We start from the raw sequence: 24685 nt of genomic DNA on the forward strand, positions 1-24685 counted from the left end.
AATGGACAAGACAACCGCAGAACGCATCGCCAGACGTTTCGTAGCAATGCCGCTGGAGCAGCGCCGCCAGGTGGTCGAAAAAATGAGCGCTGGCGGCCAGAGCTTCCGCCTGCTGCCAATTGTCGCCAGCCGTCATGACGTGGCGCGTATCCCACTGTCCTATGCCCAGCAGCGGCTGATGTTCCTCTGGCAACTGGAACCGACCAGTGCGTTCTATAACGTACCGATGGCGGTGACGCTCAGGGGCGAGATCGATGTCGGTGCCATGGCCCGTGCCCTGGAGCTGCTGGTGCAACGCCACGAGACCCTGCGAACTCGGCTGGTCATGGACGAAGGGGAGTGCTATCAGCAGGTGCTGGAGCAGTCGCCGGTGGTCCTGGAGTGCGTCGAGGTCCAGGCGCACGACCTCGATGGCGCAGTGCGCGACGAACTGCGTCGCCCCTTCGACCTGTTCGCAGACCCGTTGCTGCGGGTCAAGCTGCTGCGTGTGGGTGCCACCGAACACGTGCTCACGGTGTGCATGCACCACATCATCAGCGATGGCTGGTCGAGCGAGCTGATGGTGCAGACGTTCGTGTCGTTCTATGACGCACTGCTGGCCGGGCAGGCGCCGAACCCTGAAGCGCTGCCGATCCAGTACGCCGACTACGCCATCTGGCAACGTGCCTGGCTGGAAGCCGGTGAGGGCGAGCGGCAATTGCGTTACTGGCAGACCCAGCTGGGCGATGAACAGCCGTTGCTCGACCTGCCGCTGGACTACCCACGCCCTGCGCAGCCCAGCTACCAGGGCGCGGTGGTGCGCGCCGACCTGCCGCCCGCGCTGTCCAGCGCGTTGCGCAGCCTGGCTCAGGCCAATGGCCAGACCTTGTTCATGGTGCTGCTCGGCGCCCTGGCCGTGGTGCTGTCGCGCCACAGTGGCCAGCACGACATCCGCATCGGCGTGCCCAATGCCGGGCGCAACCGCAAGGACCTCGAAGGGCTGATCGGTTTCTTCATCAATACCCAGGTCATGCGCGTGCAGGTGGATGAACAGGCCACCTTCAGCGAGCTGTTCGCCCAGGTCCGCCAGGTGGTGGCCGAGGCCCAGTCGCATCAGGAGCTGCCGTTTGAGCAACTGGTCGATGCGCTGGCCCCAGAGCGCAACCTCAGCCATAACCCGCTGTTCCAGTTCAAGCTCAACCAGAACGTCGCGGGTGAAGCTGCCGGCGGCGAGCAGCGCAAGACCCTCAGCGGTCTGCAGGTCGAGGAGTACCCGTTGAGCGGCGCCGATGCGCGTTTCGACCTGGCCTTCGACTTCACCGATGGCGCCGACGGTATCCAGGCGTACTTCACCTATGCAACCGACCTGTTCAAGGCCAGCACCGTCGAGCGCCTGGTGACGGCCCTGCACACGTTGTTGCAGGACATGGTCGCGGCACCTGCCAGCCGGCTGCTGGACTGTGTCGGTGATGCCGATGCGGTTTTGCACGGTGAGCCCGCGAGCTTCCCTTGCACGGACTTTCTCAGCCTGTTCCGCCGGGCGCTGGCCAATGCCGGCGAGCGCCCCGCGCTGCGTGCGGGCGCAGAGCAGTTGAGCTATGCCCAGCTCGATCAGCGTTCGAACCAGTTGGCGCACCACCTGCTGGCAATGGGCGTCAAGCCGGGCGCAGTGGTTGCCTTGTGCCAAGAGCGCTCCATCGAATGGGTGACCGGCCTGCTGGCAGTGCTCAAGGTGGGGGCGGCCTTTCTGCCATTGGACAGCGCCCAGCCGGTCGAGCGCCTGGCTCAACTGGTGACGGACAGCCAGGCCGTGCTGATGGTGCACGACCCCAAGCTTGCCCTCGGTGGTTTCGCCGCGTGCCCGGTATTGCCTTTCGATGCTGCCGCCTGGCGACAGTGCCCGACGACGCCGCTGGCCATCGAGGTCTGCGCCGCCCAACCGGCCTATGTCATCTACACTTCCGGCTCCACCGGCCAGCCCAAGGGCGTGGTCGTTGCCCACGGCATGCTGGCCAACTACGTGCAGGGCATCCTGCAGCGCCTGCAGTTGCCAGCCGACGCCAGCATGGCGATGGTCTCGACCGTGGCGGCGGACCTGGGGCACACCGTGCTGTTCGGCGCGCTGGCATCCGGCCGTCTGCTGCACCTGATGTCGCGTGAGCATGCCTTCGATCCGGACGTCTTCGCCAGCTACATGGCGGAGCATCAGGTCGACGTACTGAAGATTGTCCCCAGCCACCTGCAGGCCTTGCTCCAGGCCAGCGATGCAGCCAGCGTGCTGCCGCGCAAGCTGTTGATCGTCGGCGGTGAAGCGAGCCCGTGGTCGCTGGTGGAAAAGGTCCGCCAGCTCAAGCCGCTGTGCCGCATGGTCAACCACTACGGCCCTACCGAAACCACGGTGGGCATTCTCAGCCATGAAGTTGGCGCGAGCGAACCGGACCTGCGCTGCGTGCCGGTCGGGCAACCGTTGGCCAACAGTCATGTGTACCTGCTCGACAGTGGCCTGAACCCGGTGGGCGAGCGGGTTGCCGGCGAACTGTACTTGGGCGGACAGGGGGTTGCTCAAGGCTACCTCGGCCGGCCCGCCATGACCGCCGAGCGCTTCGTGCCGGACCCACACGGCGATGGCACGCGGGTCTACCGTACCGGCGACCGGGCTCGCTTGGCGCAAGGCCAGGTGGAATTCCTGGGCCGCGCCGATGATCAGGTGAAGATCCGTGGTTACCGCGTCGAACCGGGCGAAGTCGGTGAAGTGCTGCGCGGGATGGAGGGCGTGCACGAGGCCGTGGTCTTGCCGCTGGCACTGGAGAGCGACCCTGCACGTCTGCAGCTTGTGGGCTATTGCGTGACCGCACCCGACGTGGCGGCCAGCGCATTGCTGACGCAACTGCAGGCCCAACTGCCGGACTACATGGTGCCGGCCCACCTGGTGTTGCTCGAACAGCTGCCGCTGACCGCGAACGGCAAGCTCGACAAGCGTGCCTTGCCCAAGCCCGAAGTGGCCGGCAAGGCTTACGTAGCCCCAGCAGGTGAGGTCGAGGAAAAGCTGGCGGCGATCTGGGCCGATGTGCTCAAGCTGGAACAGGTCGGTAGCACCGATAACTTCTTCGAGCTCGGTGGCGACTCTATCCTCAGTTTGCAGATCATCGCCCGCGCCAAGCGCCAGGGCATCAAGCTGACCCCCAAGCAACTGTTCGAAAAACAGACCGTCGCGGCCTTGGCCCAGGTGGCCAGGGTCATCCAGGACAAGCCGCAAGCCGCTGTGGTTCAGCCCGAGGCAGACGGCCCGCTGCCGTTGCTGCCGATCCAGGCGCGCTTCTTCGACACCGCCATCGCCCAACGCCATCACTGGAACCAGTCGGTGCTGCTCAAGCCGCTGCAAACATTGCAGGCGCAGGCGTTGGACAAGGCGCTGCTGGCGCTGGTCGATGAACATGAGGCGCTGCGCCTGGCATTCACTGAGCACGCCGGAAAATGGCAGGCTGCACCGCGTACGACACCGGTGCAGGCCCTCCTGCAGGTAGTCACTCTGGACAGCCTTGCAGCGCTAGAAACCGCCGCCAACGAGGTGCAGGCCAGCCTCGACCTGGCCCGTGGCGAGCTGTTCAGGGCGACATTGTTCGAACTCGCCGATGGTCAGCAACGGCTGTTGCTGGCGGTGCATCACCTGGTGGTGGATGGGGTGTCTTGGCGCATCCTGTTCGAAGACCTGCAGACGGCCTACCAGCAGGCTAGCCTAGGGCAGGCGGTGAGCCTGCCGTCCAGGTCGGCACCCCTGCGCCAATGGGCGCGACAGCTTGATGACTATGCGCGCAGCGAAAACCTGCAGGCTGAACGTGATTACTGGCTCCAGGCCGCGCAGCAGCCCGCGGGCGAGCTGCCTTGCGATAACCCGCAAGGCGAATGCAACCTGCGCCAGGCGGCGCATGCCACCACCCGCCTGGACAAAGCCTTGACCCACAAGCTGCTCAAGGTCGCGCCAGCGGCGTATCGCACCCAGGTCAACGACCTGCTGTTGACGGCGTTGGCCCGCGCCTTGTGTGACTGGAGCGGCCAACCGTCGGTGAGTATCCTGCTCGAAGGCCACGGCCGCGAGGACCTGTTCGACGACCTCGACCTGAGCCGCACCGTTGGCTGGTTCACCAGTCTGTTCCCGGTGCAACTGACACCGCTGCCAAGCGTGGCGGCCAGCATCAAACACATCAAGCAGCAGTTGGCCGAGGTCCCGGCCAAAGGTATCGGTTACGGCGTGCTGCGTTACCTGGGCGAAGCCGCGTTCGCCCAGCGCCTGGCTGCGTTGCCGCAGCCGCGGGTGACCTTCAACTACCTCGGCCAGTTCGATGGCAGCTTCAGCGAGCAGGGCGGTGCGCTGTTCGTGCCCGCCAACGAGAGTGCCGGCCGTAGCCAGGACGAGGATTCACCGTTGGGTAACTGGTTGAGCGTCAATGGCCAAGTGTACGACGGTGAGCTGCGCCTGGACTGGACCTACAGCCGCGACATGTTCCACGAGGCGACCATCGAGCAACTCGCCAGCCGGTATCAGCAGGCGTTGCGCGAGGTCATCGAGCACTGCGTGGAACCTGAGGCGCAAGGCATTACGCCAAGCGACTTCCCACTGGCCGGGCTGAGCCAGCAGCAACTGGATCGCCTGCCGGTGGCCGCGCGCGATATCGAAGACATCTATCCGTTGTCGCCGATGCAGGAAGGGCTGCTGATGCACACCTTGCTCGAACCGGGTTCGGGCATCTATCTGATGCAGTATTGCTACCGCGTCGACCACGCCATTGATGTCGGCGCGTTCAGCGAAGCCTGGAAAGCGGTCATTGCGCGCCATGACGTGCTGCGCACCTCGTTTTGCTGGGACCTGGGTGAGCGCATGGTGCAGATCGTCCATCGCCGCACCGAGCCGGCATTGCGCCTGCTGGACTGGCGTCACCTGGCTGAAGATCAGTACGAACAGGCCCTTCAGGCCGAACTGGAAGCGGAGCTGCGCCAGGGCTTCGATATGGCCACGGAAGTGCCGTTCCGCCTGCGCCTGATCCTGCTGGATGCCGACCAGTTCGGCTTCGTCTTCAGCAACCACCATGTGCTGCTCGATGCCTGGTGTCGGATGGGCGTGGTCGATGAGTTCTTCAAGGTCTACCAGAGCCTGACCACCGGTGTGCCGGTACAACTGCCGACGCCGCCGCGCTACCGCGACTTCATCGCCTTGCTGCAGCGATGGGACCGTGAGGCTTCGCGTGATTTCTGGCGCAATGAGCTGCAAGGTTTCGAGCGGCCGACCGCGCTGCCGTTCGACCGCAGCGCCAGCGCCGAGCACAACCATGCAGCAGTGGCCGATGAGCTGGTGTACCTGACCCGCGAGCAAAGCGCGCAGGTGGCGCAGCGCGCCCAGGCGGCACAGTTGACGGTCAACACCCTGGTGCAAGGCGCCTGGGCACTGTTACTGCAACGCTACAGCGGCGACCGTGACGTGGTGTTCGGGGTGACCGTGGCCGGTCGGCCGGTGGAATTCCCCGAGATGCAGGCTACCGTCGGGCTGTTCATCAACAGCATCCCGCTGCGGGTCCGGTTGCCGGGCGCCGAAGCCGGCGTCACGGCCAAGGCGTGGCTCAAGTCACTGCTTGACCACAACCTCAACCTGCGCGAGCACGAGCACTTGCCTTTGGTGGATATCCAGGCGTGCAGCGAGGTCGGTAGCGGTCAGGCCCTGTTCGACAGCCTGTTCGTGTTCGAGAACGCGCCCGTGGAGTCCAGCGTTGGCGCCCAGGCTTCGACCATGAAGGTCAAGGCTGGGAGTTCGCGCACGCACACCAACTACCCGCTCACCGTGGTGGTGTACCCGGGTGAGGTGCTGGGCCTGCACCTGTCGTATGACCAACGCCTGTTCGACAGCGCGACCATCAGCGTGCTGCTGGCTGACTTCCGGGCTTTGTTGCTGGCCTTGAGCGAGCAGCTGGACGCGGACTTCCATGCTGTGGCCGCCGCCCTTCCTGGCAGTGCCCCGGAGGTGCCGACCGCGCTGCCCGAGGCCTACGAGCAGGGCTATGCGCGGCTGTTCGACGCCACTGTGCAGCGTGCCGGGCAACTGCCTGCGGCCGCTTGCCAGGGCCGTGAATGGAGCTACGCCGAGCTGGATCAACGGGCGCGACGCCTGGCGGGTGTACTGCAGGGCAATGGTGTGAGCGTCGACCACCTGGTCGCTGTGCTCGGTGAGCGTGACCTGTCGTTGCTGGGCATGGTGGTCGGGGTGTTCCAGGCGGGTGCCGGTTATCTCTCGCTGGATCCGTCCTTGCCGGTGGCGCGCCTGGCCGATGTGCTGCGCTTGAGCCAGGCGCGGGTGCTGGTGTGCGATGAGCATTGCCTGGGCTTGGCCCAAGCGATGCTCGAAGGCTTCCAAGCGCCGCCGACCTTGTTGGTCTGGGAGCAGGTGCAGGCACACGCCGCGCCGGCACAGATGCTGCACCTGCCCATCAATGCCGCCAAGCTGCTGGCCTACGTGATCTTCACTTCTGGTTCGACCGGTGTGCCTAAAGGCGTCATGGTCGAACAGGCCGGCATGCTCAACAACCAGCTGAGCAAGCTACCGTACTTGGGCCTGCGGGGCAGCGACGTGATCGCCCAGACGGCCTCGCAGAGCTTTGATATCAGCGTCTGGCAATTGCTGACGGCGGCCCTGTGTGGTTGCCGCGTGGAAATCTTCCCCGACGCCGTGGCGCAGGATCCGCAGGCGCTGCTGCAACAGGTCGAGGCCACGGGCGTGACCATCCTCGAATGCGTACCGGCGATGATCCAGGCCATGCTGGAACTGCCAGCCCGGCAATTGCCACGCCTGCGTTACCTGCTCACCACCGGCGAAGCCATGTCACCGGCACTGGCCCGCCGCTGGCGCGAGCGCTACCCACAGGTCGAACTGGTCAACGCCTACGGCCCGGCGGAGTGTTCCGACGACGTGGCGCTGTACCGCGTGCGTGATGACGCAAGCTCCGTGCACCTGCCGATCGGTGCCGCGACCGAGCACAACCGCCTGCATGTGCTCAACGACCTGCTCGAACCGATGCCGGCCCGGGCCACCGGCGAGTTGCATGTGGCCGGCGTAGGTGTCGGGCGCGGTTACCTTGGGGATCCGGTGCGCACGGCATTGAGCTTTGTCCCCGATCCGTTCGCCAGCCGCCCGGGTGAGCGCCTGTACCGCAGTGGCGACCTGGCGCACGTGTGCGCCGATGGGCAGACCCTGGAGTATGTGGGGCGCGCCGACTTCCAGGTGAAGATCCGCGGCTACCGCATAGAACTGGGCGAAATCGAATCGCGCCTGCTGGCCCATGAAGGTGTGCACAGCGCCGTGGTGGTGGATGCGCAGGTGGCCGGTGGCAAGCAGTTGGTGGCCTACTGGGTCGCCCGCGATGCCTCGGTCGCCGCAGCCGAGATGCGCAGCGTGCTGGCCGACTATCTGCGTGCCAGCCTTCCGGGCTACATGGTGCCGGCACTGTGGGTGAGGCTCGACAGCCTGCCGCTGACTGCCAATGGCAAGCTCGACCGCAAAGCATTGCCGGCACCGGACCCGAGCACCGCTCAGCAGCGCTACCAGGCACCGGAAACGTCGTTGCAGCAGCAATTGGCGCAGGTCTGGAGCGAGGTGCTGGGCGTCGAGCGGATCAGTCTGGGCGATGACTTCTTCGAGCTGGGTGGGCACTCGCTGCTGGTGGTGCAGGTGGTGGCGCGTGTGGGCCGCGAACTGGGCATCGAAGTCAGCCTGCGATCGTTGTTCGAGCACCCGACCTTGGGAGCGTTCAGCGAGGCCGTCGCAGTGTTGCAAGGGCAGGGCGCGTCGATTCAGGACGAGTTGGCTAAATCCTTGGCCGCCTTGAAACGTCTTACTGCAGAGGAGATCGACGAGTTGACCCAGTAGCGCTCTGCGGGCCCGGTATGACCGGGCCCGGCTCGTCAACTTCAGTACACCCAGAGCCGGCAGCCGTCCGGCTCTTTCATTTGTTCGGCAGCATCATGAGCCTGTCGCGGGCTGGCACGTTCCGCAGGCAAAGACCGGTGCCCTGGTAGGAGATGTTCAAGTGCAAGCATTGCTCGATTCCGTGGAGTCACTGTCGTCCCGGGAGCGCAAGGCCCTGGCCGCCTTGCTCAAGCAGCAGGGTGTCAACCTCTACGGGGTGACGCGCATCTTCGCCCGCGACCCGGCCGACCCGACCCCGGTGTCCTACGCCCAGGAGCGGCAGTGGTTTCTCTGGCAACTGGACCCCGCCAGCGGAGCCTACAACATCGGTGCGGCGCTGCAGCTGCAGGGGCGGCTGGATATCGAGGGCTTGCGCGGTGCCTGCCAGGCGCTGATCCAGCGCCACGAAGTGCTGCGCACCACGTTGCGACAAGACAGCGACCGCGTGGTGCAGATCATCCACCCGCAGATGCCGTTCGAGTTGCTCATCGAGCCGCTCATCGGCATGAGCGCGACCAGCGACGCCTTGCGCGAGCACGTCGAGGCGTGCATCGCCAAGCCGTTCGATCTTGAACAAGGGCCGCTGTTGCGGCTGAACCTGCTGCCGCTTGGCGAAGACGACCACGTGCTGGTGCTGACCGTGCACCATATTGCCGCTGACGGCTGGTCGATGCCGATCTTGATCAACGATTTGGTACAGTGCTACGAACGCCTCAGCCAGGGGCAGGCACCGAATCTGCCGGCCCTGCCGGTGCAATACGCCGACTATGCCATCTGGCAGCGCAACTGGATGGAAGCGGGTGAGCAGGCGCGGCAGCTGGCTTACTGGAAGGACACCCTCGGCGGGGAGCAACCGGTGCTCAGCCTGCCGACCAATCGCTCCCGGCCGGTGGCGCCCAGCGGGCGCGGCGCGCGGGTGGGCATCGAGATCGATGCCGTGTTGCTGCAGTCGCTCAAGGCGTTGGCCAATGCCCAGGGTGTAACCTTGTTCATGCTGTTGCTGGCATCGTTCCAGACCTTGCTGCACCGCTACAGCGGCCAGCCCCAGGTGCGCGTGGGCGTACCGATCGCCAACCGTAACCGCAGTGAAGTGCAAGGGTTGATCGGTTTCTTCGTCAACACCCAGGTACTCAAGGCCGACTTCGCGCTGCACAGCCGCTTCATCGATGTGCTGCAACAGGTCAAGGAAACCGCGTTGCAGGCCCAGGCGCACCAGGACTTACCGTTCGAACAGCTGGTGGAGGCGCTTCAACCGGAGCGCAGCATGAGCCACAGTCCGCTGTTCCAGGTGATGTTCAACCACCAGGCGCAAGCTGCCAGCGACGCCCATGCCCAGCTCAGTGGCTTGCAGGTGCGTGGGCTGGAGTGGGACAGCCGCACCACTCAGTTCGACCTGACTTTGGACACCCGTGAGCACGCCGATGGACTGTTCGCGTCATTGACCTATGCCACTGACCTCTTCGATGTCTCGCGCATCGAACAGATGGCGCGGCACTGGCGTAACCTGCTGATTCAGGCCTGCCAGGACCCGCGCAAGCGTGTGCTGGAGCTGGCGTTGCTGGAGCACGACGAGCGCGAGCGCATCCTCGGCCAGTGGAATCAGACGCAGATGGCCTATCCCACCAAGCTCGGCGTCTATCGCCTGTTCGAACAGCAGGTGTGTCGCACGCCCGATGCCGTGGCGCTGCGTTTTGGCGAGCAGACCTTGAGCTACGCCGAACTCAACCGCCAGGCCAACCAGTTGGCCCACGCCCTGCGCGAGCGTGGCGTCGGCCCTGAAGTGCTGGTGGGTGTGGCGATGCCGCGCGGGCCGCGCATGCTGGTGGGCCTGCTGGCGATCTTCAAGGCAGGGGGCGCTTACGTGCCGCTCGACCCGGACTACCCGGCCGAGCGCCTGGCCTACATGATCGAGGACAGCGGCCTGGGGTTGCTGCTGACCGAGCAGGCTGTGCTGGCAAGGCTGCAGGTGCCGGCCACGGTCGCCAGCCTGTGCCTGGACACTGATACCGCGTGCTACGCCTCGGCTGCCGCAGAAGACTTGCCGCTTGACGTCGATGCCGATCATCCCGCCTATGTCATCTACACCTCAGGCTCCACCGGCCGGCCCAAAGGCGTCACGGTGCGCCACGGTGCCCTGGTCAACTTCCTCACCAGCATGGCCGTCCAACCGGGTATCGCGGCCAGCGACCGGGTACTGGCGCTGACCTCTCTGTCCTTCGATATCGCCGGCCTGGAGCTGTACCTTCCGTTGCTGCACGGGGCCAGCGTGGTGCTACTGGCCGACCAGCAGAACAAAGACCCCTTCGCCTTGCTGCGGGTGATCGAGCAACAGGCGGTGAGCGTGATCCAGGCGACACCGTCGACCTGGCGCATGCTGCTGGACAACGCCCCGCCCCAGGCCCTGCGTGGCAAGCGGGTAATCAGCGGCGGCGAGGCCTTGAGCAGCGAGCTGGCCCAGCGCCTGATCGACCAGGCAGGGCATGTTTGGAACCTCTACGGACCGACCGAAACCACCATCTGGTCGGGTATCGAGAAGGTCACCGACAGCCGCCAGGTGTGGTTGGGCAAGCCGATCGGCAATACCACTTTCCACGTCCTCGACGCCCAGTTCGACGCGGTGCCGGTGGGCGTGAGCGGCGAACTGTTCATTGGCGGCGATGGCCTGGCGCGCGGTTACCTGAAGCGCCCAGGGCTGACCGCCGAGCGCTTCATCCCCAACCCGCACGGCCACGGCCGGCTGTATCGCACCGGCGACCTGGTGCGCTACCGCGACGATGGTGTGCTGGAGTACATGGGGCGCATCGACCACCAGTTGAAGATTCGCGGTTTCCGCATCGAGTTGGGCGAGATCGAGGCCAGCCTGCAGGGCTTCGGTGCGGTGCGCGAAGTGGCCGTGATCGACGTCGACGGGCCGCTGGGCAAGCAGCTGGCAGGCTATATCGTGCCGTACGATGCCAGCCTGCTGCAGGCTGATGCCGAGGTTCAGGAAACCCTGCGCCTGGCACTCAAGGCCCACGCATTGAAGTCGATGCCGGACTACATGGTGCCGACCCACCTGGTGTTCATTCCACGCATGCCGCTGACCCCCAACGGCAAGCTCGACCGCAAGGCGCTGCCGGCGCCTGACCTTGCCGCCGCCCAGCGCCCGTACCAGGCGCCGACCAGCCCGCTGCAGCAAGCGCTGGCGGCGATCTGGGCCGATGTGCTGAAGGTCGGGCAGGTTGGCTTGAGCGACAGCTTCTTCGAACTGGGTGGCCATTCCTTGCTCGCGTCGCAGATGATTGGCCGCGTGCGCCAGCAACTGGCGCTGGAAGTGCCGCTGCGCAGTGTCTTCGAGGCCCAGGACCTGGCGGGCTTCGCCGAGCGGGTGGCGGCTGCCACGACGGGTGCGCAGCTGCCGGCCATCGCTGTGGTGCCACGGGGAGAGCCCCTGGCGCTGTCGTATGCCCAGCAACGTCAATGGGTACTGTGGCAACTGGAGCCGCACAGCGCCGCCTACAACATCGCGTCGGCCCTGCACTTGCGCGGGGCGCTGGATGTGGCGGCGCTGCAGCAGGCCTTCCAGGCCTTGGTGGCACGCCACGAAAGCCTGCGCACCACTTTCGTCCAGGTCGACGGCGAAGCGCGCCAGGTGATTCACGCCCCCGAGGCGCAGGGTGCATGCCTGCGCCAGGCGGATGTCGATGCTGTCGAATTGCAGGCCACGGTCGAGCAGTTGGCCCGTGAACCCTTCGACCTGGTCAACGGCCCACTGATCCGCGTTGACCTTTTGCGCCTTGAGGCCCAGGCGCATGTGCTGGTGATGAACCTGCACCACATCATCACCGATGGCTGGTCGATGGCGGTGCTGGTCAACGAGCTCGTGGCGCTGTACCAGGGCTATCGTCATGGGCAGGCCGTCGAACTGCCCGCGCTGGCGGTGCAATACGCCGACTACGCGGCTTGGCAGCGCCAATGGCTGGAGGCGGGCGAGCAAGCGCGGCAGCTGGCCTACTGGGAAGCACAGTTGGGCGGTGAACAGCCGGTGCTGGAATTGCCGACCGACTACCCGCGCCCGGCGCAGCCAAGCCGCGCTGGCGGCCAGTTGAGCCTGGCGCTGGACGCGCCGCTGGTGCAGGCACTCAGGCGGCAGGCCCAGGCCCAGGGCGTCACCCTGTTCATGTTGCTGCTGGCCAGCTTCCAGACCCTGCTTCATCGTTACTCGACTCAGCCGGACATCCGCGTGGGCGTGCCGGTGGCCAATCGCACGCGCGGCGAAACCGAAGGGGTGGTGGGCTTCTTCGTCAATACCCAGGTGCACAAGGCCGAGTTTCACCTGCGCCTGCGTTTCGTCGAGCTGCTGCGCCAGGTGCGCCAGACCGCGCTGGATGCCCAGGCCCATCAGGACCTGCCGTTCGAACAGTTGGTCGCCGCCTTGAAACCGGACCGCATCCTCAACCAAAACCCGCTGTTCCAGGTGATGTTCAACCACCAGGCCGAGGCCAAAGGCGCGCCACGGGAAGTGCCGGGGCTGCAGATCGAGGCCGTCGACTGGCAGGTGCACAGCACCCAGTTCGACCTGGCGCTGGATACCGCCGAGCACGCTGACGGCATGACGGCAGCTTTTACCTTCGCCACCGAACTGTACGACCGCCAGACCATCGAGCAAATGGCCCGGCACTGGCGCAATCTGCTCCAGGCCATCAGTCGCGACGCCAACCAGGTGGTCGCGCAACTGCCGATGCTGGATGATCTCGAGCAGCAGTGCATGCTGCATGACTGGAACGCGACCGCAGTGGCCTACCCGCAGGCGCGCCTGGTGCATCAATTGTTCGAGGATCAGGCCCAGCGTCATCCGCAGGCGCCGGCGTTGATTTTCGCCGATGCCACCCTTAGCTACACCGAACTGGATCAGCGTGCCAACCGCCTGGCGAACAAACTGCGTGAGCAAGGTGTCGGCCCGGAAGTGCTGGTTGGCGTGGCGGTGGAAAGAAGCCTGGAACTGGTGATAGGCCTGATGGCCGTGCTCAAGGCCGGGGGCGCCTATGTACCGCTGGACCCGGATTACCCGAGCGACCGCCTGGCCTACATGATCGAGGACAGCGGCATCGGCCTGCTGCTCAGCCAGCAAGCATTGGCCGAGCGCCTGCCGGTGCCGGCAGCGGTACGTATCCTGTGCCTGGACCAGGACGCGCAGTGGCTGGCCGGCTATGCCGACACCGCCCCTGAGGTGGACGTTCGCCTCGCCAACCTGGCCTATGTGATCTACACCTCCGGTTCCACAGGGCGGCCCAAGGGCGCGGGCAACACCCACGAGGCGCTGCTCAACCGCCTGCAGTGGATGCAAGGCGCCTATGGCCTGGATGCCAGCGACACGGTGCTGCAGAAAACCCCGTTCAGCTTCGATGTGTCGGTGTGGGAGTTCTTCTGGCCGCTGATGACCGGCGCGCGCCTGGCCGTGGCCTTGCCCGGCGATCACCGCGACCCGCAGCGCCTGTGCCAGACCATCATCGACCACCAGGTCAGCACCCTGCACTTCGTGCCTTCGATGCTGCAGGCCTTCATGGCCAGCGCCGAGGTCGAGCAGTGCCGCAGCGTTCGCCGCGTGGTGTGCAGTGGCGAAGCGCTGCCGGCCGTATTGGCCCAACAGTGCCGCGAGCGCTTGCCTCATGCCGGGTTGTACAACCTGTACGGCCCGACCGAGGCCGCCATCGACGTGACCCACTGGACCTGCGGCGACAAGCAGGGCTTCAGCGTGCCGATCGGCCAACCGATCGACAACCTGCGCACCCACATCCTCGAACCCGACCTGCTGCCCGCTGCGCGCGGCGTCAATGGGGAGCTGTACCTGGCCGGCATTGGCCTGGCGCGGGGCTACCACGGTCGCCCGGCACTGACGGCTGAACGCTTCGTGCCCGATCCGTTCGATGAGCAGGGCGGTCGTCTGTACCGCACTGGCGACCTGGCGCGCTATCGCCCGGACGGTGTGATCGATTACGCCGGGCGTATCGACCACCAGGTAAAAATTCGCGGCCTGCGTATCGAGCTGGGTGAGATCGAAGCACGACTGGCCGAGCACGCCCAAGTGCGCGAGGCAGTGGTGCTGGCCCAGGACGGCCCGAGCGGCAAGCAACTGGTGGGCTATGTGGTGCCGATGGCTGCCGAGCAGGCCGAGCCGGGCAGCGAGGCGGGCCAGCGACTGCGTGAGCAACTGGCGCATTTCCTCGGTCAGGGCTTGCCCGATTACATGGTGCCGGCGCACCTGATGCTGCTCGCCAACTTGCCGGTCACCGCCAACGGCAAGTTGGCGCGCAACCTCTTGCCGGCACCGGATTTCAACGCCGCCAGGCAGGTGTATGTCGCTCCGCGCACGGCGCTGGAGCAGCAACTGGCGTCGATCTGGGAGACGGTGCTGAACCTGCCCCAAGTCGGTATGCAGGACAACTTCTTTGCCCTGGGAGGCGATTCGATCATCGCCATCCAGGTGGTCAGCCAGGCCCGGCAACTGGGGCTGGACATTGCCCCGCGCGACCTGTTTCTGTTGCAGACCATTGAGCAGCTGGCGGCTCGGGTAGGCCAATGGCAGATGGTCGAGCAGCAGTCGGTTGCCCTGCACAGCCTGACTGAGCAACAGGTGCAGGCATTGCCCCTGGAGCATGCTGGGGTCGATGGCCTTTACAGCCTGTCGCCCATGCAGCAGGGCATGCTGTTCCTGAGCCTCAACGGCCGCCCTGAAGACCAGCTGTACATCAACCAGTTGAGCGTACCGGTACAGGGCCTGGTTGCCGAGCGCCTGCGCCAAGCCTGGGAAACGGTGGTGGCGCGCCACGACGTATTGCGCACCGGCTTCCTTTGGCAAGACCTGGATGAGCCATTGCAGTACGTGATGGGGCAGTTGCCACTGCCATTGCGTGAGCTGGACTGGCGCGGTCGTGGCGATTGCGCGCAGGCGCTGGAGGCACTGGCCAACGAAGAGCGTGAACGCGGCTTCGACCTGGCCAGGCCGCCGCTGCAGCGCATGCTGCTGGTGCGCCTGGACGATCAGCGCCATCAACTGATCTGGACCTACCACCATATCTTGCTCGATGGCTGGAGTACGTCGCAGTTGATGGGCGAAGTCCTGGCCTGTTATTCGGGGCAGACGCTCGACAGCGTGGTGCCTTACCGCAACTACATCGGCTGGCTGCGCCAGCAGGATCCGCGCCACAGCGAAACGTTCTGGAAGCAGCAGCTGGCCAGCCTGCAGGAGCCGACCTACCTGGCCGATGCCTTCGCCAGCGGTGAGCGCGGCAGCGGCCACCAGGCCCTCTACAGCCGTTTCAGTGTCGCGCAGACCGAGACGTTCAAGGCCTTCGCACAATCCCAGCGCATCACCCTCAACACCGTGGTGCAGGGCGCCTGGTTGTTGCTGCTCAGCCGCTACAGCGGCCAGCGCAGTGTCAGCTTTGGCGCCACGGTGGCGGGGCGCCCGGCCGCCTTGCCGGGTGTGCAGAGCATGCTGGGCCTGTTCATCAACACCCTGCCGGTGATTCATGAGGTCGACCCGCAGGCGCAGGTCGGGCAGTGGCTGCAGCAGTTGCAGCGCATCAATCTGGAGCTGCGTGACCACGAGTACACCGCACTGGGCGAAATCCAGCGCTGGGCCGGGCGCAGTGGCCAACCACTGTTCGACAGCATCATCGTGTTCGAGAACCAGCCTCTGGACCGCACCCTGCGCGAGTGGAAGGACGACAGCCTGCAATTCGGCGATGTCGGTGGCTCCGGCCTGACCGACTTCCCGATGGACCTGATGGTCATCGTCGAAGACCAGTTGATCATCGAGTACATGTACCTGCGCCAGTGCTTCAGCGAGGAAGCGGTGGCGGGCATTCGCGCCAACATGGAGGCGCTGCTGCAGGCGCTGTCGCTGGACGGCCAGGCGCGCCTGGGCAACCTCGGGCTGCTGCCCGGCGCGCCCCTGCGTGCGCTGACGCCTCCAGCGCAACAGGCGCCGCTGCTGGTCCACGAGCGCATCGCGCAATGGGCGCAGCAGCAAGGTGATGCCGTGGCGGTCAAGGTCGATGGGCAAACCCTGAGCTTCGCCGAACTCGACCGCGCCGCCAATTGCTTGGCACATGCTCTGATTGCCGAAGGCGTGGGTCCTGAAGTGCGGGTGGGCGTCGCCTTGCAACGTACCCCACAGATGATCGTCGCCCTGCTGGCGGTGCTCAAGGCTGGCGCAGCCTATGTGCCGATCGACACGGCGTACCCCGCCGAGCGCCTGAGTTACCTGATGGAAGACTCCGGCGTCGCGCTGCTGGTGTCGCAGACCGCGGCCCTGGCGGGCCTGCCGAAATTGGCCAACGTGCATGCCTTGAACCTGGACAGTTTCGACCCCACGCAGTGGCCAGGCCATGCACCCCAGGTAACGCTGCAGGGTGAGAACCTGGCCTACGTCATCTACACCTCCGGCTCCACCGGCAAGCCCAAAGGCGTGGTGGTCAGCCATGACGCGCTGGCGATGCACTGCCAGGCTATTGGTGAGCGCTATGAGATGACCCCCGCCGACTGCGAGCTGTTGTTCATGTCGTTTGCCTTTGACGGCGCCCACGAGCGTTGGCTCACCGCATTGACCCACGGCGGCAGTGTGCTGCTGCGCGGCGATGAGCTGTGGACCCCGGAGCAGACCTGCCAGGCACTGCATCGCCATGGCGTGAGCGTCGCAGCGTTCCCGCCGGTGTACTTGCAGCAATTGATCGAGCAGGTACGCGAGCACGGCAACCCACCGCCGATGCGCATCTATTGCTTCGGCGGTGATGCGGTGCCGCAGGCCAGCTATGAACAGGCGCATGCCTACTTGCAGCCGCAGTACATCATCAATGGCTATGGGCCGACCGAAACCGTGGTTACCCCGACGATCTGGAAAGCCGCGCCACAGCAGCCTTGCGGCGCGGTCTATGCGCCAATAGGTACGTTGGTAGGGCAGCGTAGCGCCTATGTCATGGACGTTGACCTGAACCCACTGCCGCCCGGTGTGGCGGGAGAACTCTACCTGGGCGGTACCGGCGTGGCCCGCGGCTACCTGAACCGCCCGGGGCTTACCGCCGAACGCTTTGTCGCCGACCCAGGCAACCCGGGTGGGCGCCTGTACCGTACCGGTGACCTGGTGCGCCAGCGGGAGGACGGCACCTTCGATTACCTCGGGCGCCTGGACAATCAGGTCAAGGTTCGCGGTTTCCGCATCGAACTGGGCGAAATCGAGGCGCGCCTGGCCGACATGGACCCGGTACGCCAGGCGGCGGTGGTGGTGCGCGACGGCCCCAGCGGCAAACAGCTGTTCGGCTATGTGACCTTGGCCGAGGGACACGCTCAAGGCATTGCCGAGCAATTGCGCGAGCGGCTCAAGCAAGAACTGCCCGAGTACATGGTGCCGGCGCAGCTGATGGTTTTGGAGCGGATGCCGCTTAGCCCCAACGGCAAGCTCGATCGCAACGCGCTGCCTGCGATGCAGGCGTTGCGTGAACATGTGGCACCGCGCAATGAACTGGAGCTGGCCATCGCGCGCATCTGGCAGGACGTGCTCAAGGTTGAGCAGGTCGGTATCACCGACAACTTCTTCGAGCTGGGCGGCGATTCGATCCTCAGCATGCAGGTGGTGGCCAAGGCCCGTGGGCTGAAAAAAATCGGCTTTACCCTGCGCCTGCGTGACCTGATCCAGAAGTCGACCATCGCCGAGCTGACCGCCGTGGCGGGCAAGCACAGCCCGCTGTTGTCGCTCAACGCCCCTGTGGCTGGCCAGGCACCGATGTTCTGCGTGCATGCCGGGTTTGGCACGGTGTTCGATTACGAACCGCTGGCCAGGCGCTTGAATGGACGCTGCCAGGTCATCGGCATCCAGGCGCGGCAGCTGCTCGACGGTGCCTGGCAGGAAGCGTCGCTGCAGAGCATGGCCAGCGACTACGTTGCCTGCCTGCGTGAACAGCAGCCGCATGGCCCGTACCGCTTGCTGGGCTGGTCGCTCGGCGGCACCTTGGCGTCACTGATGGCGGCGGTGCTGGAAGGGCAGGGTGAGCGCGTGGAGTTGCTCGCGCTGCTGGACAGCTTCGTGCCCAGCACGCAAACCCACCTGCAAGTCGATCATTGGCTGGACGATTTGAACGAGCTGTTGCAGGCCACCGTACCCTCGGCGCAGCCCGTGAAGCGTGATGTGGCGCTGCCGGAAGGCGAGGGGAGTGCGCGGGCGCTGATCACGCAGGCACTGGGCAACAGGCAGGGGGCGACGGGGTTGGGCGTCGATGAACTGACCCAGGTGTTCATCACTGCGCGCAGCCTCAAGCGCCTGTCGCGTGAGCTGCACACGTGCCAGCCCGTGCAGGTGGTACCGCACAGTTGGTGGGTAGCGGGCCGTGACGATGAGCGCGAAGCCTTGGCCGCGCAGCTTGGCCAGGCCCTGGACACTGCGCGGCTGCTGGCCTGTGGGCACTTCCAGGTGCCGCATGAGGCCACCCTGCTCGACGACGTACAAGCGCTGCTCGAACCCAACCTCACGCACGCCTGCTTCATTGAACTTTCATGAGCTTTCGGGGCCGCCAGCGCGGCCCCTCTGGAGAATCGAACGATGTCCCTGAACCCTGACCTGGCGGCCTACCTGCAACTGGTGGAGGCCGGACGCAGCGCCGGCAAGGTGCTGCCCATGCATGCCCTGGCGGCGGACGAGGCGCGCCGCCAGTTCGAAGAGTCCTCGGCGCTGATTGCGGGCAAGGCCGACGAGCCGGACTGCATCAGCGACCTTTCGTTGACCACCCGCGATGGCCATACCTTGCCGGTGCGCTTGTACCGCCCGCCGCAGGCCGACCCTGCACTGGCCGGCGCGGCGCTGCTGTACCTGCATGGCGGCGGCTACGTGGTGGGCAGCCTCGATTCGCATGACACGCTGTGCTGGAACCTGGCGCAGGATGCCGGGGTGCCGGTGATTGCCGTGGGCTACCGGCTGGCGCCGCAGTGGCGTTTCCCGACAGCCAGTGACGATGCCCTGGATGCCTGGCGCTGGTTGGTCGAGCAGGCCGAGGCGCTGGGCATCGATGCGCAGCGACTGGCGGTGGTGGGCGACAGTGTCGGTGGTAGCCTGGCTACCATTCTGGCCAACCAGTTGGCTGCGCAGCGCGAGCTGCCGGCACCGCGCCTGCAGGTAATGATCTACCCGGTGACCGATGCCAGTTGCCGGCGGCCTTCGGTGCAGCGCTATGGCAGCGGTTACCTGCTTGAAGCGCAGACCCTGGAGTGGTTCTACCAGCAATACGCCACGGTGCCGGCAGACCGTCACGATCCGCGTTTTTCACCGTTGCTGGGCAGCGTCGCCAGCAACAGTGCACCTGCACTGATGCTGATTGCCGAGTGCGACCCGCTGCATGACCAGGGTGTCGCTTATGCACGGCACTTGGAGCAAGCCGGGGTGGCGGTGCAGCTTGCGGTGATCCCGGGAGTGACCCATGACTTCATGCGTATGGGTTCGATCATCGAGGAGGCCGATGAAGGCCTGGCGATGGTGGTCGAGGCACTGCAGCAGCATCTGTAAGGGAGCCTTTCAGGCATCCATGAAAAAACCGCACCTGGGTGCGGTTTTTTGCGTTCAACGTCAGGCGATCAGAAGCTGTACTTGGCGGTGATGGTGAAGTTGCGTGGGTCACCATACACGTCGTACGGGCTCCAGGAGTTGTTGCTGGCAATGCCCTGGTAGTACTTCTTGTCGAATACGTTGTTGAGGTTCAGGCGAGTGTCGAGGTTCTTGTTGACCTTGTAGCCGACCATCAGGCCCACTACCGCGTATGCACCTTGATCGATGTGGTAGTTGCCGAAGCTGTTGCTGCCTTTGTTGAAGATGCTGCTCTGGCCATACACGTTACCGCCCACGCGCCACTGGTTCAGCTCGCCCGGCAAGGTGTAGGTGGTGCTCAGCTTGAACAGGTGTTCTGGCAGGTCGGTGTCGAACTTGGTGCCTTCCTTGTTCTTGTCGGCATCCTTGCGGTACTTGGTTTGCGAGTAGGTGTAGCCTGCGCCGACTTGCCAGTTGGGGGTCAGTGCGCCCATCAACTCCAGGTCGATACCGTGGGTGCGTACCTTGCCCGAGGCTTCGTAGCAGGTGATGTCGACGCAACCTTCCTGGTTAGAAGCTTCTGCGGCGCGGTTTTCCTGGTCGATCTGGAAGATCGCCGCGCTGGCGTTGAGTGCGCCGTCGAAGTACTCGCCCTTGATGCCGATCTCGTAGTTCTTGCCTTCGATTGGGCGGATGATGGAGCGGTCACGCGCCAGTTCCGATTGCGGCATGAAGATATCGGTGTAGCTGGCGTAGACCGAGTGGTGGTCGTCCAGGTCGTAGATCACTCCGGCGTAGCGGGTGACGTTGCGGGTGACCTTGTAATCGCTGTTGGTGTAGTAGCCGTCGTTGATTTCGCTGTACACCGACTTGTTGTCGTACCAGTCCAGGCGTGCACCCAGGATGACCTTCAGCGGGTCGGCGATGTTCAGGCGGGTGGTGACGTACGCCCCTTCCTGCTCGACGTGCTCGCTCAGGTTGTAGATATCATCGACATTCGGCTTGTCGATGCCACTGGGGTTGACGCTGAAGAGGCTGTCGACCGGGATGAACACGGTGCCGCCGTGGGCGCTGGTCTTGACTTCGCGCTTGCTCGCGCCCACCACCAGTTCATGCTGGCGGTCGAACAGCTGGAACGGGCCATTGGCATAGACGTCGTAGGTCGACTGGTCGTAGTCGCGGCGCTGGTTGAACACGCGCTGGCGGAACCCTTCGTTGGTTGCCGAACCGGTGCGCTCGAACACGGCGCCTTGCATGGCGAAGTCCGACCAGTTCTTGGACGCCGCCAGGTGCAGGCGCCAGTCGTTGTCGAAGCGGTGATCGACCTCGGCGAACACCGTAGTGTTATCGATGTCCTGGTAGCTCCAGTCGTAGCCCATATTGCGCGAACGCGAGTAGCCCACATGGCTGCCATCGCGGTTGACCGGCAGGCCACCCCAGTTGATGTTGTTGTTGTCGTTCTGGTTCGACGCGCCAACGGTCAGTGTGGTGTCGTCGGTCAGGTCGAACTCGGTGATGCCGTAGAACAGGCCGCGTTCGCGACCGGCGTAATCCTGGTAGCTGTCCTTGTCGTTGTAGGCGCCGACGAAGCGGCCACGGACGCTGCCGTTGTCATTCAGTGGGCCGCTGAGATCGAGTTCGCCGCGGTAATTGTCCCAGCTGCCGGCCGAGCCGGTGACGCTGCCCTGGAAATCCTTGGTAGGGCGTTTGCGCACCATGTTGATGGCTGCCGACGGGTTGCCGGCACCTTGCATCATGCCGGTGGCGCCCCGCACGATCTCGACGCGGTCGTAGGGCGCCATGTCGGCCGCGGCGACCCAGTCGGCGTTGTAGGTGGTGGGCAGGCCATCGAACATCAGGTTGTTGATGGGAAAGCCGCGGGAAAAGTACTCGCTGTTGGCCGGGCGCGCGGCCGACATGCGCAGACCAGGAGTGGCCTGGACCACGTCGTCGAGGCTACGCATCGACTGGTCGTCCATGCGCTGGCGGGTGATCACGGTGACGGCCTGCGGGGTTTCGCGCAGGGTCAGTGGCAGTTTGGTCGCGGTCTGCATGCTGCCGGTGGTATAGGAACCGGTGTTCTCGGTGGTTTGCCCCAAACCCTTACCATCGATGTTGGTTGCCCCAAGTTCCACCGCAGCGCCCCCCTCCCGGGTGTGGATGGTGACTTGGTTGCCTTGGATCTGGTAGCTCACACCGGTACCCTGCAGCAGCCGCGACAGGGCCGCGGCGGGCTCCATTGCACCGGTCAGTGCGCTGCTGCGCTTGCCTTCCACGTCCTGTGGGCTATAGAGCACCTGCAGGTTCGATTGCGAGCCGAAGGCCAACAAGGCGCTGGCCAGCGGCTGGGCCGGCACGTTGAACTGGACCTGTTGGGCCTGGGCGATCGCCGGCAGGCCCGCCAGGCCGACGGCCATTGGCGCTGCAAGGCGCAACGAGCGGCGAATGACCAGCGCCAGAGCGTGGGGGCGAAGACGTTGTGTTGGCATTTTTTCAAAGCCCTTGAGTGTCAGATGTTAATAGTATTAATTCTTGTTATTGATTGGGACGCACTCATCGGCCAAAACCGGAAAAATTAAATGCAATCTGCGACGCGGTTCTCCTGTTGGACCTTGCCTGCCGCCATGTGGATGAGCTGGTCGGCGACGTCGAAGTAGCGGTCGTCGTGGCTTATCACGATGATGGTCTTGCCCAGGCGCTTGAGGTCCGGCAGCAGCTCTGTGTAGAAAATTCGCCGGAACGTCGGATCCTGGTCGGCGGCCCATTCGTCGAACACCAGCACCGGGCGCTCCTCCAGCCAGGCGCTCACTAGCGCCAGGCGCTTGCGTTGGCCAGTGGACAGGTCGGTGGTGCTGAACACGCCGTCACGGATGCTGACCTTGTGAGCGATCTCCAGGCGCTCCAGGTAGCGACTGGCGTCGGCAGGTACTGGCCGGTCACCCTGGATGACATCGTCGAACAGGTAGTAGTCGGCGAAGATGGTGGTGAACAGCTGCCGGTAGTCGTCACGGTTTTCGGCCGTCACCGGCTTGCCGTCGAGGCTGATCGTGCCTTGCTGAGGTGCGTATAGGCCGAGCAGCAGCTTGATAAGGGTGGTCTTGCCGCAACCGTTTTCGCCGACGATGAACACGATGTCGCCTTGCTTGATGCTCAGGTTCACCGGACCCAGATGAAACGGCTCACTGCCTTCCACGCGGGGGAAGGTGTAGCTGACGTCCTGCAGCTGCAGGGTGTGCAGGGCCTTGTCGGCGGCGCGGGTGTCATCCAGCAGCAAGTGCGGCTCGGGCGATGAGAACTGGCGTGACAGTTCGGCGATGCGGCGGAAGGCGATCTGGGCCTTGCTGATGATCGGCAGGGTGCTGATCAGGTGTTCCAGCGGGCCTTTCATGTACAGCAGCACCAGCACGAAACCGCTGGTGACGCTCTTGTCGCCTGTGGGCCACAGCGACTGCATGGCCAGGGCCACGGCGATGACCACGAAGAACAGCATCGAGCCCAGGGTCTTGGCGATTACGAAGGTGTTGATCGAGCGTACCTGGGTGGCGCAAATACGGTTGGCGGTGTCCTGGATGCCGTGCTGGAACATGCGTTTGCGGCGTGGGCGGTGAATGCGCAGTTCCTTGGCACCTTCGGCGATCGCGCTGTAATGCTTTTGCAGTTCATCCTCGGCTTCTCGGGCGCTTTCGAAGCCGCGCACACCCCACGAGCGGGCAACGAACTGCATGACCGAGCCGATGCCGATGGCCACCAGGATCACCAGGAACATCGGTATCGACAGGTGCGCCAGATAGCCCAGGCAGCCCACGGTGACGGTGAGCGAAACGGCCAGGGGCGCGAAGACGAAGGCGAAGTCGCTGATGGTGTCGACGTCATGGGTCAGCACGGGGATGAGGCGATGGCTGCGGTAGCGTTCGATCTGGTCGATCGGCGCTGCCAGCACCTTCTCGCCCAGCTCACGGCGCAGGCGCGCGATGATGTGCTGGCCGACCCAGTTGGTGCCCATGTCCGAGCAGATCGAGCTGAACAGCGCCAGCAGGCACAGCCCGGCAAAACCCAGGACCACGCCTTGAGTCAGGCCGGTGTCGCTGTGCAGGGCCGAGTTGATGGTCGCCAGCAGGGCGGTGACACTGAGGCCACCGACCATGCCCAGGATGATCGAAACCGTCACCAGGGGCCAGAAGGGTTTGAGCAGGCCGAACAGTTCGCTGACGGCGCCACGTGGTTTACTGGTCATGGGTGTCTCCCGAATCACGCGTGGTTAGGGGCCATCAGAGTTCGCGAGCGACCCGGAAGCCGAGGAAATCGCCGCGCACATCGGGTGCGCGGTTGTTGCGGTTGCCGGAGCGCGAGAACACCGGGGCTTCGCCCCAGTCGTTGCCACGCATCACTCGCACACTGCAGTCGCCGCCGGACCAGACGCTGCCATCGCTCGGCGCACCGTCGTAGCCGTCGTGCCAGCAGTCGGCCGTCCACTCATACACGTTGCCGTGCATGTCGTAGACACCGAAGGCATTGGCCGGGTAGCTGCCGACCGGGGCGGTGTACGAGTAACCGTCGGTGGGGCCGTAGGTGTTGGCGTGCTGGGCGATGCTGTACCTGGAGGCGTCGCCGTTATCGAAGGGGAAGGGGAACGGGCCGGTTGAACCGGCGCGCGCGGCATATTCGCGCTCGGCTTCGCTGATCATGCGATAGGTGTGGCCGGTTTTTTTCGACAGCCACTTGGCGTATTGCTCGACATCGAACCAGCTCACGCACACGGCAGGCTGGCGCGGGCCCTGTTTGTAGGTCGGCTTGCTGGCGGCGCAGAAGCGCCCTGGGCGGGTGTCGCCGTCGGCGATCTTTACCCCGCTCTCGCGGATATAGGCATCCAGTTCGCCTGCGGTGACATGGTAGCGGCTGATGGCGAATGGTTTGGCAAAGGTCACGGTGTGCTGTGGACCCTCATCGCCCTCGCGCCCGGGCTCATCCTCGGGCGTACCCATCACGAAGCTGCCGGCGGGCAGCACCACCATTTCCGGGCAGGCCGCCTTGCAGTCGCGGAAGACTTCGCCTGGGGTGGGCTGGCTGGCGGCCTGGGCACTGGCGGCGCCCAGACCAAGCACGGCCAGGCAGCACAAGTGGCGCAAGCGAGGCGTGAACCGGGGGGATGAGGTGAGGCGTGCATCATCGGACATGAAGTAGATTCCGTCAGCTGTTGGCTAAGAAAA

Annotated in this window: 6 protein-coding genes; 3 read left to right on the forward strand and 3 right to left on the reverse strand. The window is 65.0% G+C overall.

Going from position 1 to position 24685, the window contains the following annotated elements:
- Nucleotide 1 precedes the first annotated feature (1 nt).
- From LU682_RS09005 to LU682_RS09015, 3 genes are all read left to right on the forward strand, one after another.
- A complete protein-coding gene (locus LU682_RS09005; RefSeq protein ID WP_232885706.1) occupies nt 2-7888 on the forward strand; it encodes a non-ribosomal peptide synthetase in 7887 nt (2628 codons plus the stop codon).
- 160 nt (nt 7889-8048) lie between these two features.
- Nucleotides 8049-18461, forward strand: a complete 10413-nt coding sequence (locus LU682_RS09010; RefSeq protein WP_060489304.1) for a non-ribosomal peptide synthetase — start codon at nt 8049-8051, stop codon at nt 18459-18461.
- Nucleotides 18462-18503: 42 nt separating this feature from the next.
- Nucleotides 18504-19460, forward strand: a complete 957-nt coding sequence (locus LU682_RS09015; RefSeq protein ID WP_010954973.1) for an alpha/beta hydrolase — start codon at nt 18504-18506, stop codon at nt 19458-19460.
- A gap of 68 nt (nt 19461-19528) precedes the next feature.
- Here LU682_RS09015 and LU682_RS09020 read toward each other — a convergent pair whose 3' ends face one another.
- From LU682_RS09020 to pvdO, 3 genes are all read right to left on the reverse strand, one after another.
- Nucleotides 19529-21967: a TonB-dependent siderophore receptor gene (locus LU682_RS09020; RefSeq protein WP_010954972.1), complete on the reverse strand. Its 2439-nt coding sequence runs from the start codon at nt 21965-21967 to the stop codon at nt 19529-19531.
- Between the two features lie 86 nt (nt 21968-22053).
- Entirely contained in the window at nt 22054-23712 is a 1659-nt protein-coding gene (locus LU682_RS09025) for a cyclic peptide export ABC transporter (protein WP_010954971.1), read from the reverse strand.
- Nucleotides 23713-23746: 34 nt separating this feature from the next.
- Nucleotides 23747-24652: a dihydropyoverdine dehydrogenase gene (gene pvdO, locus LU682_RS09030; protein WP_010954970.1), complete on the reverse strand. Its 906-nt coding sequence runs from the start codon at nt 24650-24652 to the stop codon at nt 23747-23749.
- Nucleotides 24653-24685 lie beyond the last annotated feature (33 nt).

It is taken from the genome of Pseudomonas alloputida (genome assembly GCF_021283545.2).
Taxonomy (GTDB): domain Bacteria; phylum Pseudomonadota; class Gammaproteobacteria; order Pseudomonadales; family Pseudomonadaceae; genus Aquipseudomonas; species Aquipseudomonas alloputida.

Coding starts and splice junctions, on each gene's coding strand:
- LU682_RS09005 (WP_232885706.1), top strand. CDS start 2: ATGGACAAGACAACCGCAGAACGCATCGCCAGACGTTTCGTAGCAATG.
- LU682_RS09015 (WP_010954973.1), top strand. CDS start 18,504: ATGTCCCTGAACCCTGACCTGGCGGCCTACCTGCAACTGGTGGAGGCC.
- LU682_RS09020 (WP_010954972.1), bottom strand. CDS start 21,967: ATGCCAACACAACGTCTTCGCCCCCACGCTCTGGCGCTGGTCATTCGC.
- LU682_RS09025 (WP_010954971.1), bottom strand. CDS start 23,712: ATGACCAGTAAACCACGTGGCGCCGTCAGCGAACTGTTCGGCCTGCTC.
- pvdO (WP_010954970.1), bottom strand. CDS start 24,652: ATGTCCGATGATGCACGCCTCACCTCATCCCCCCGGTTCACGCCTCGC.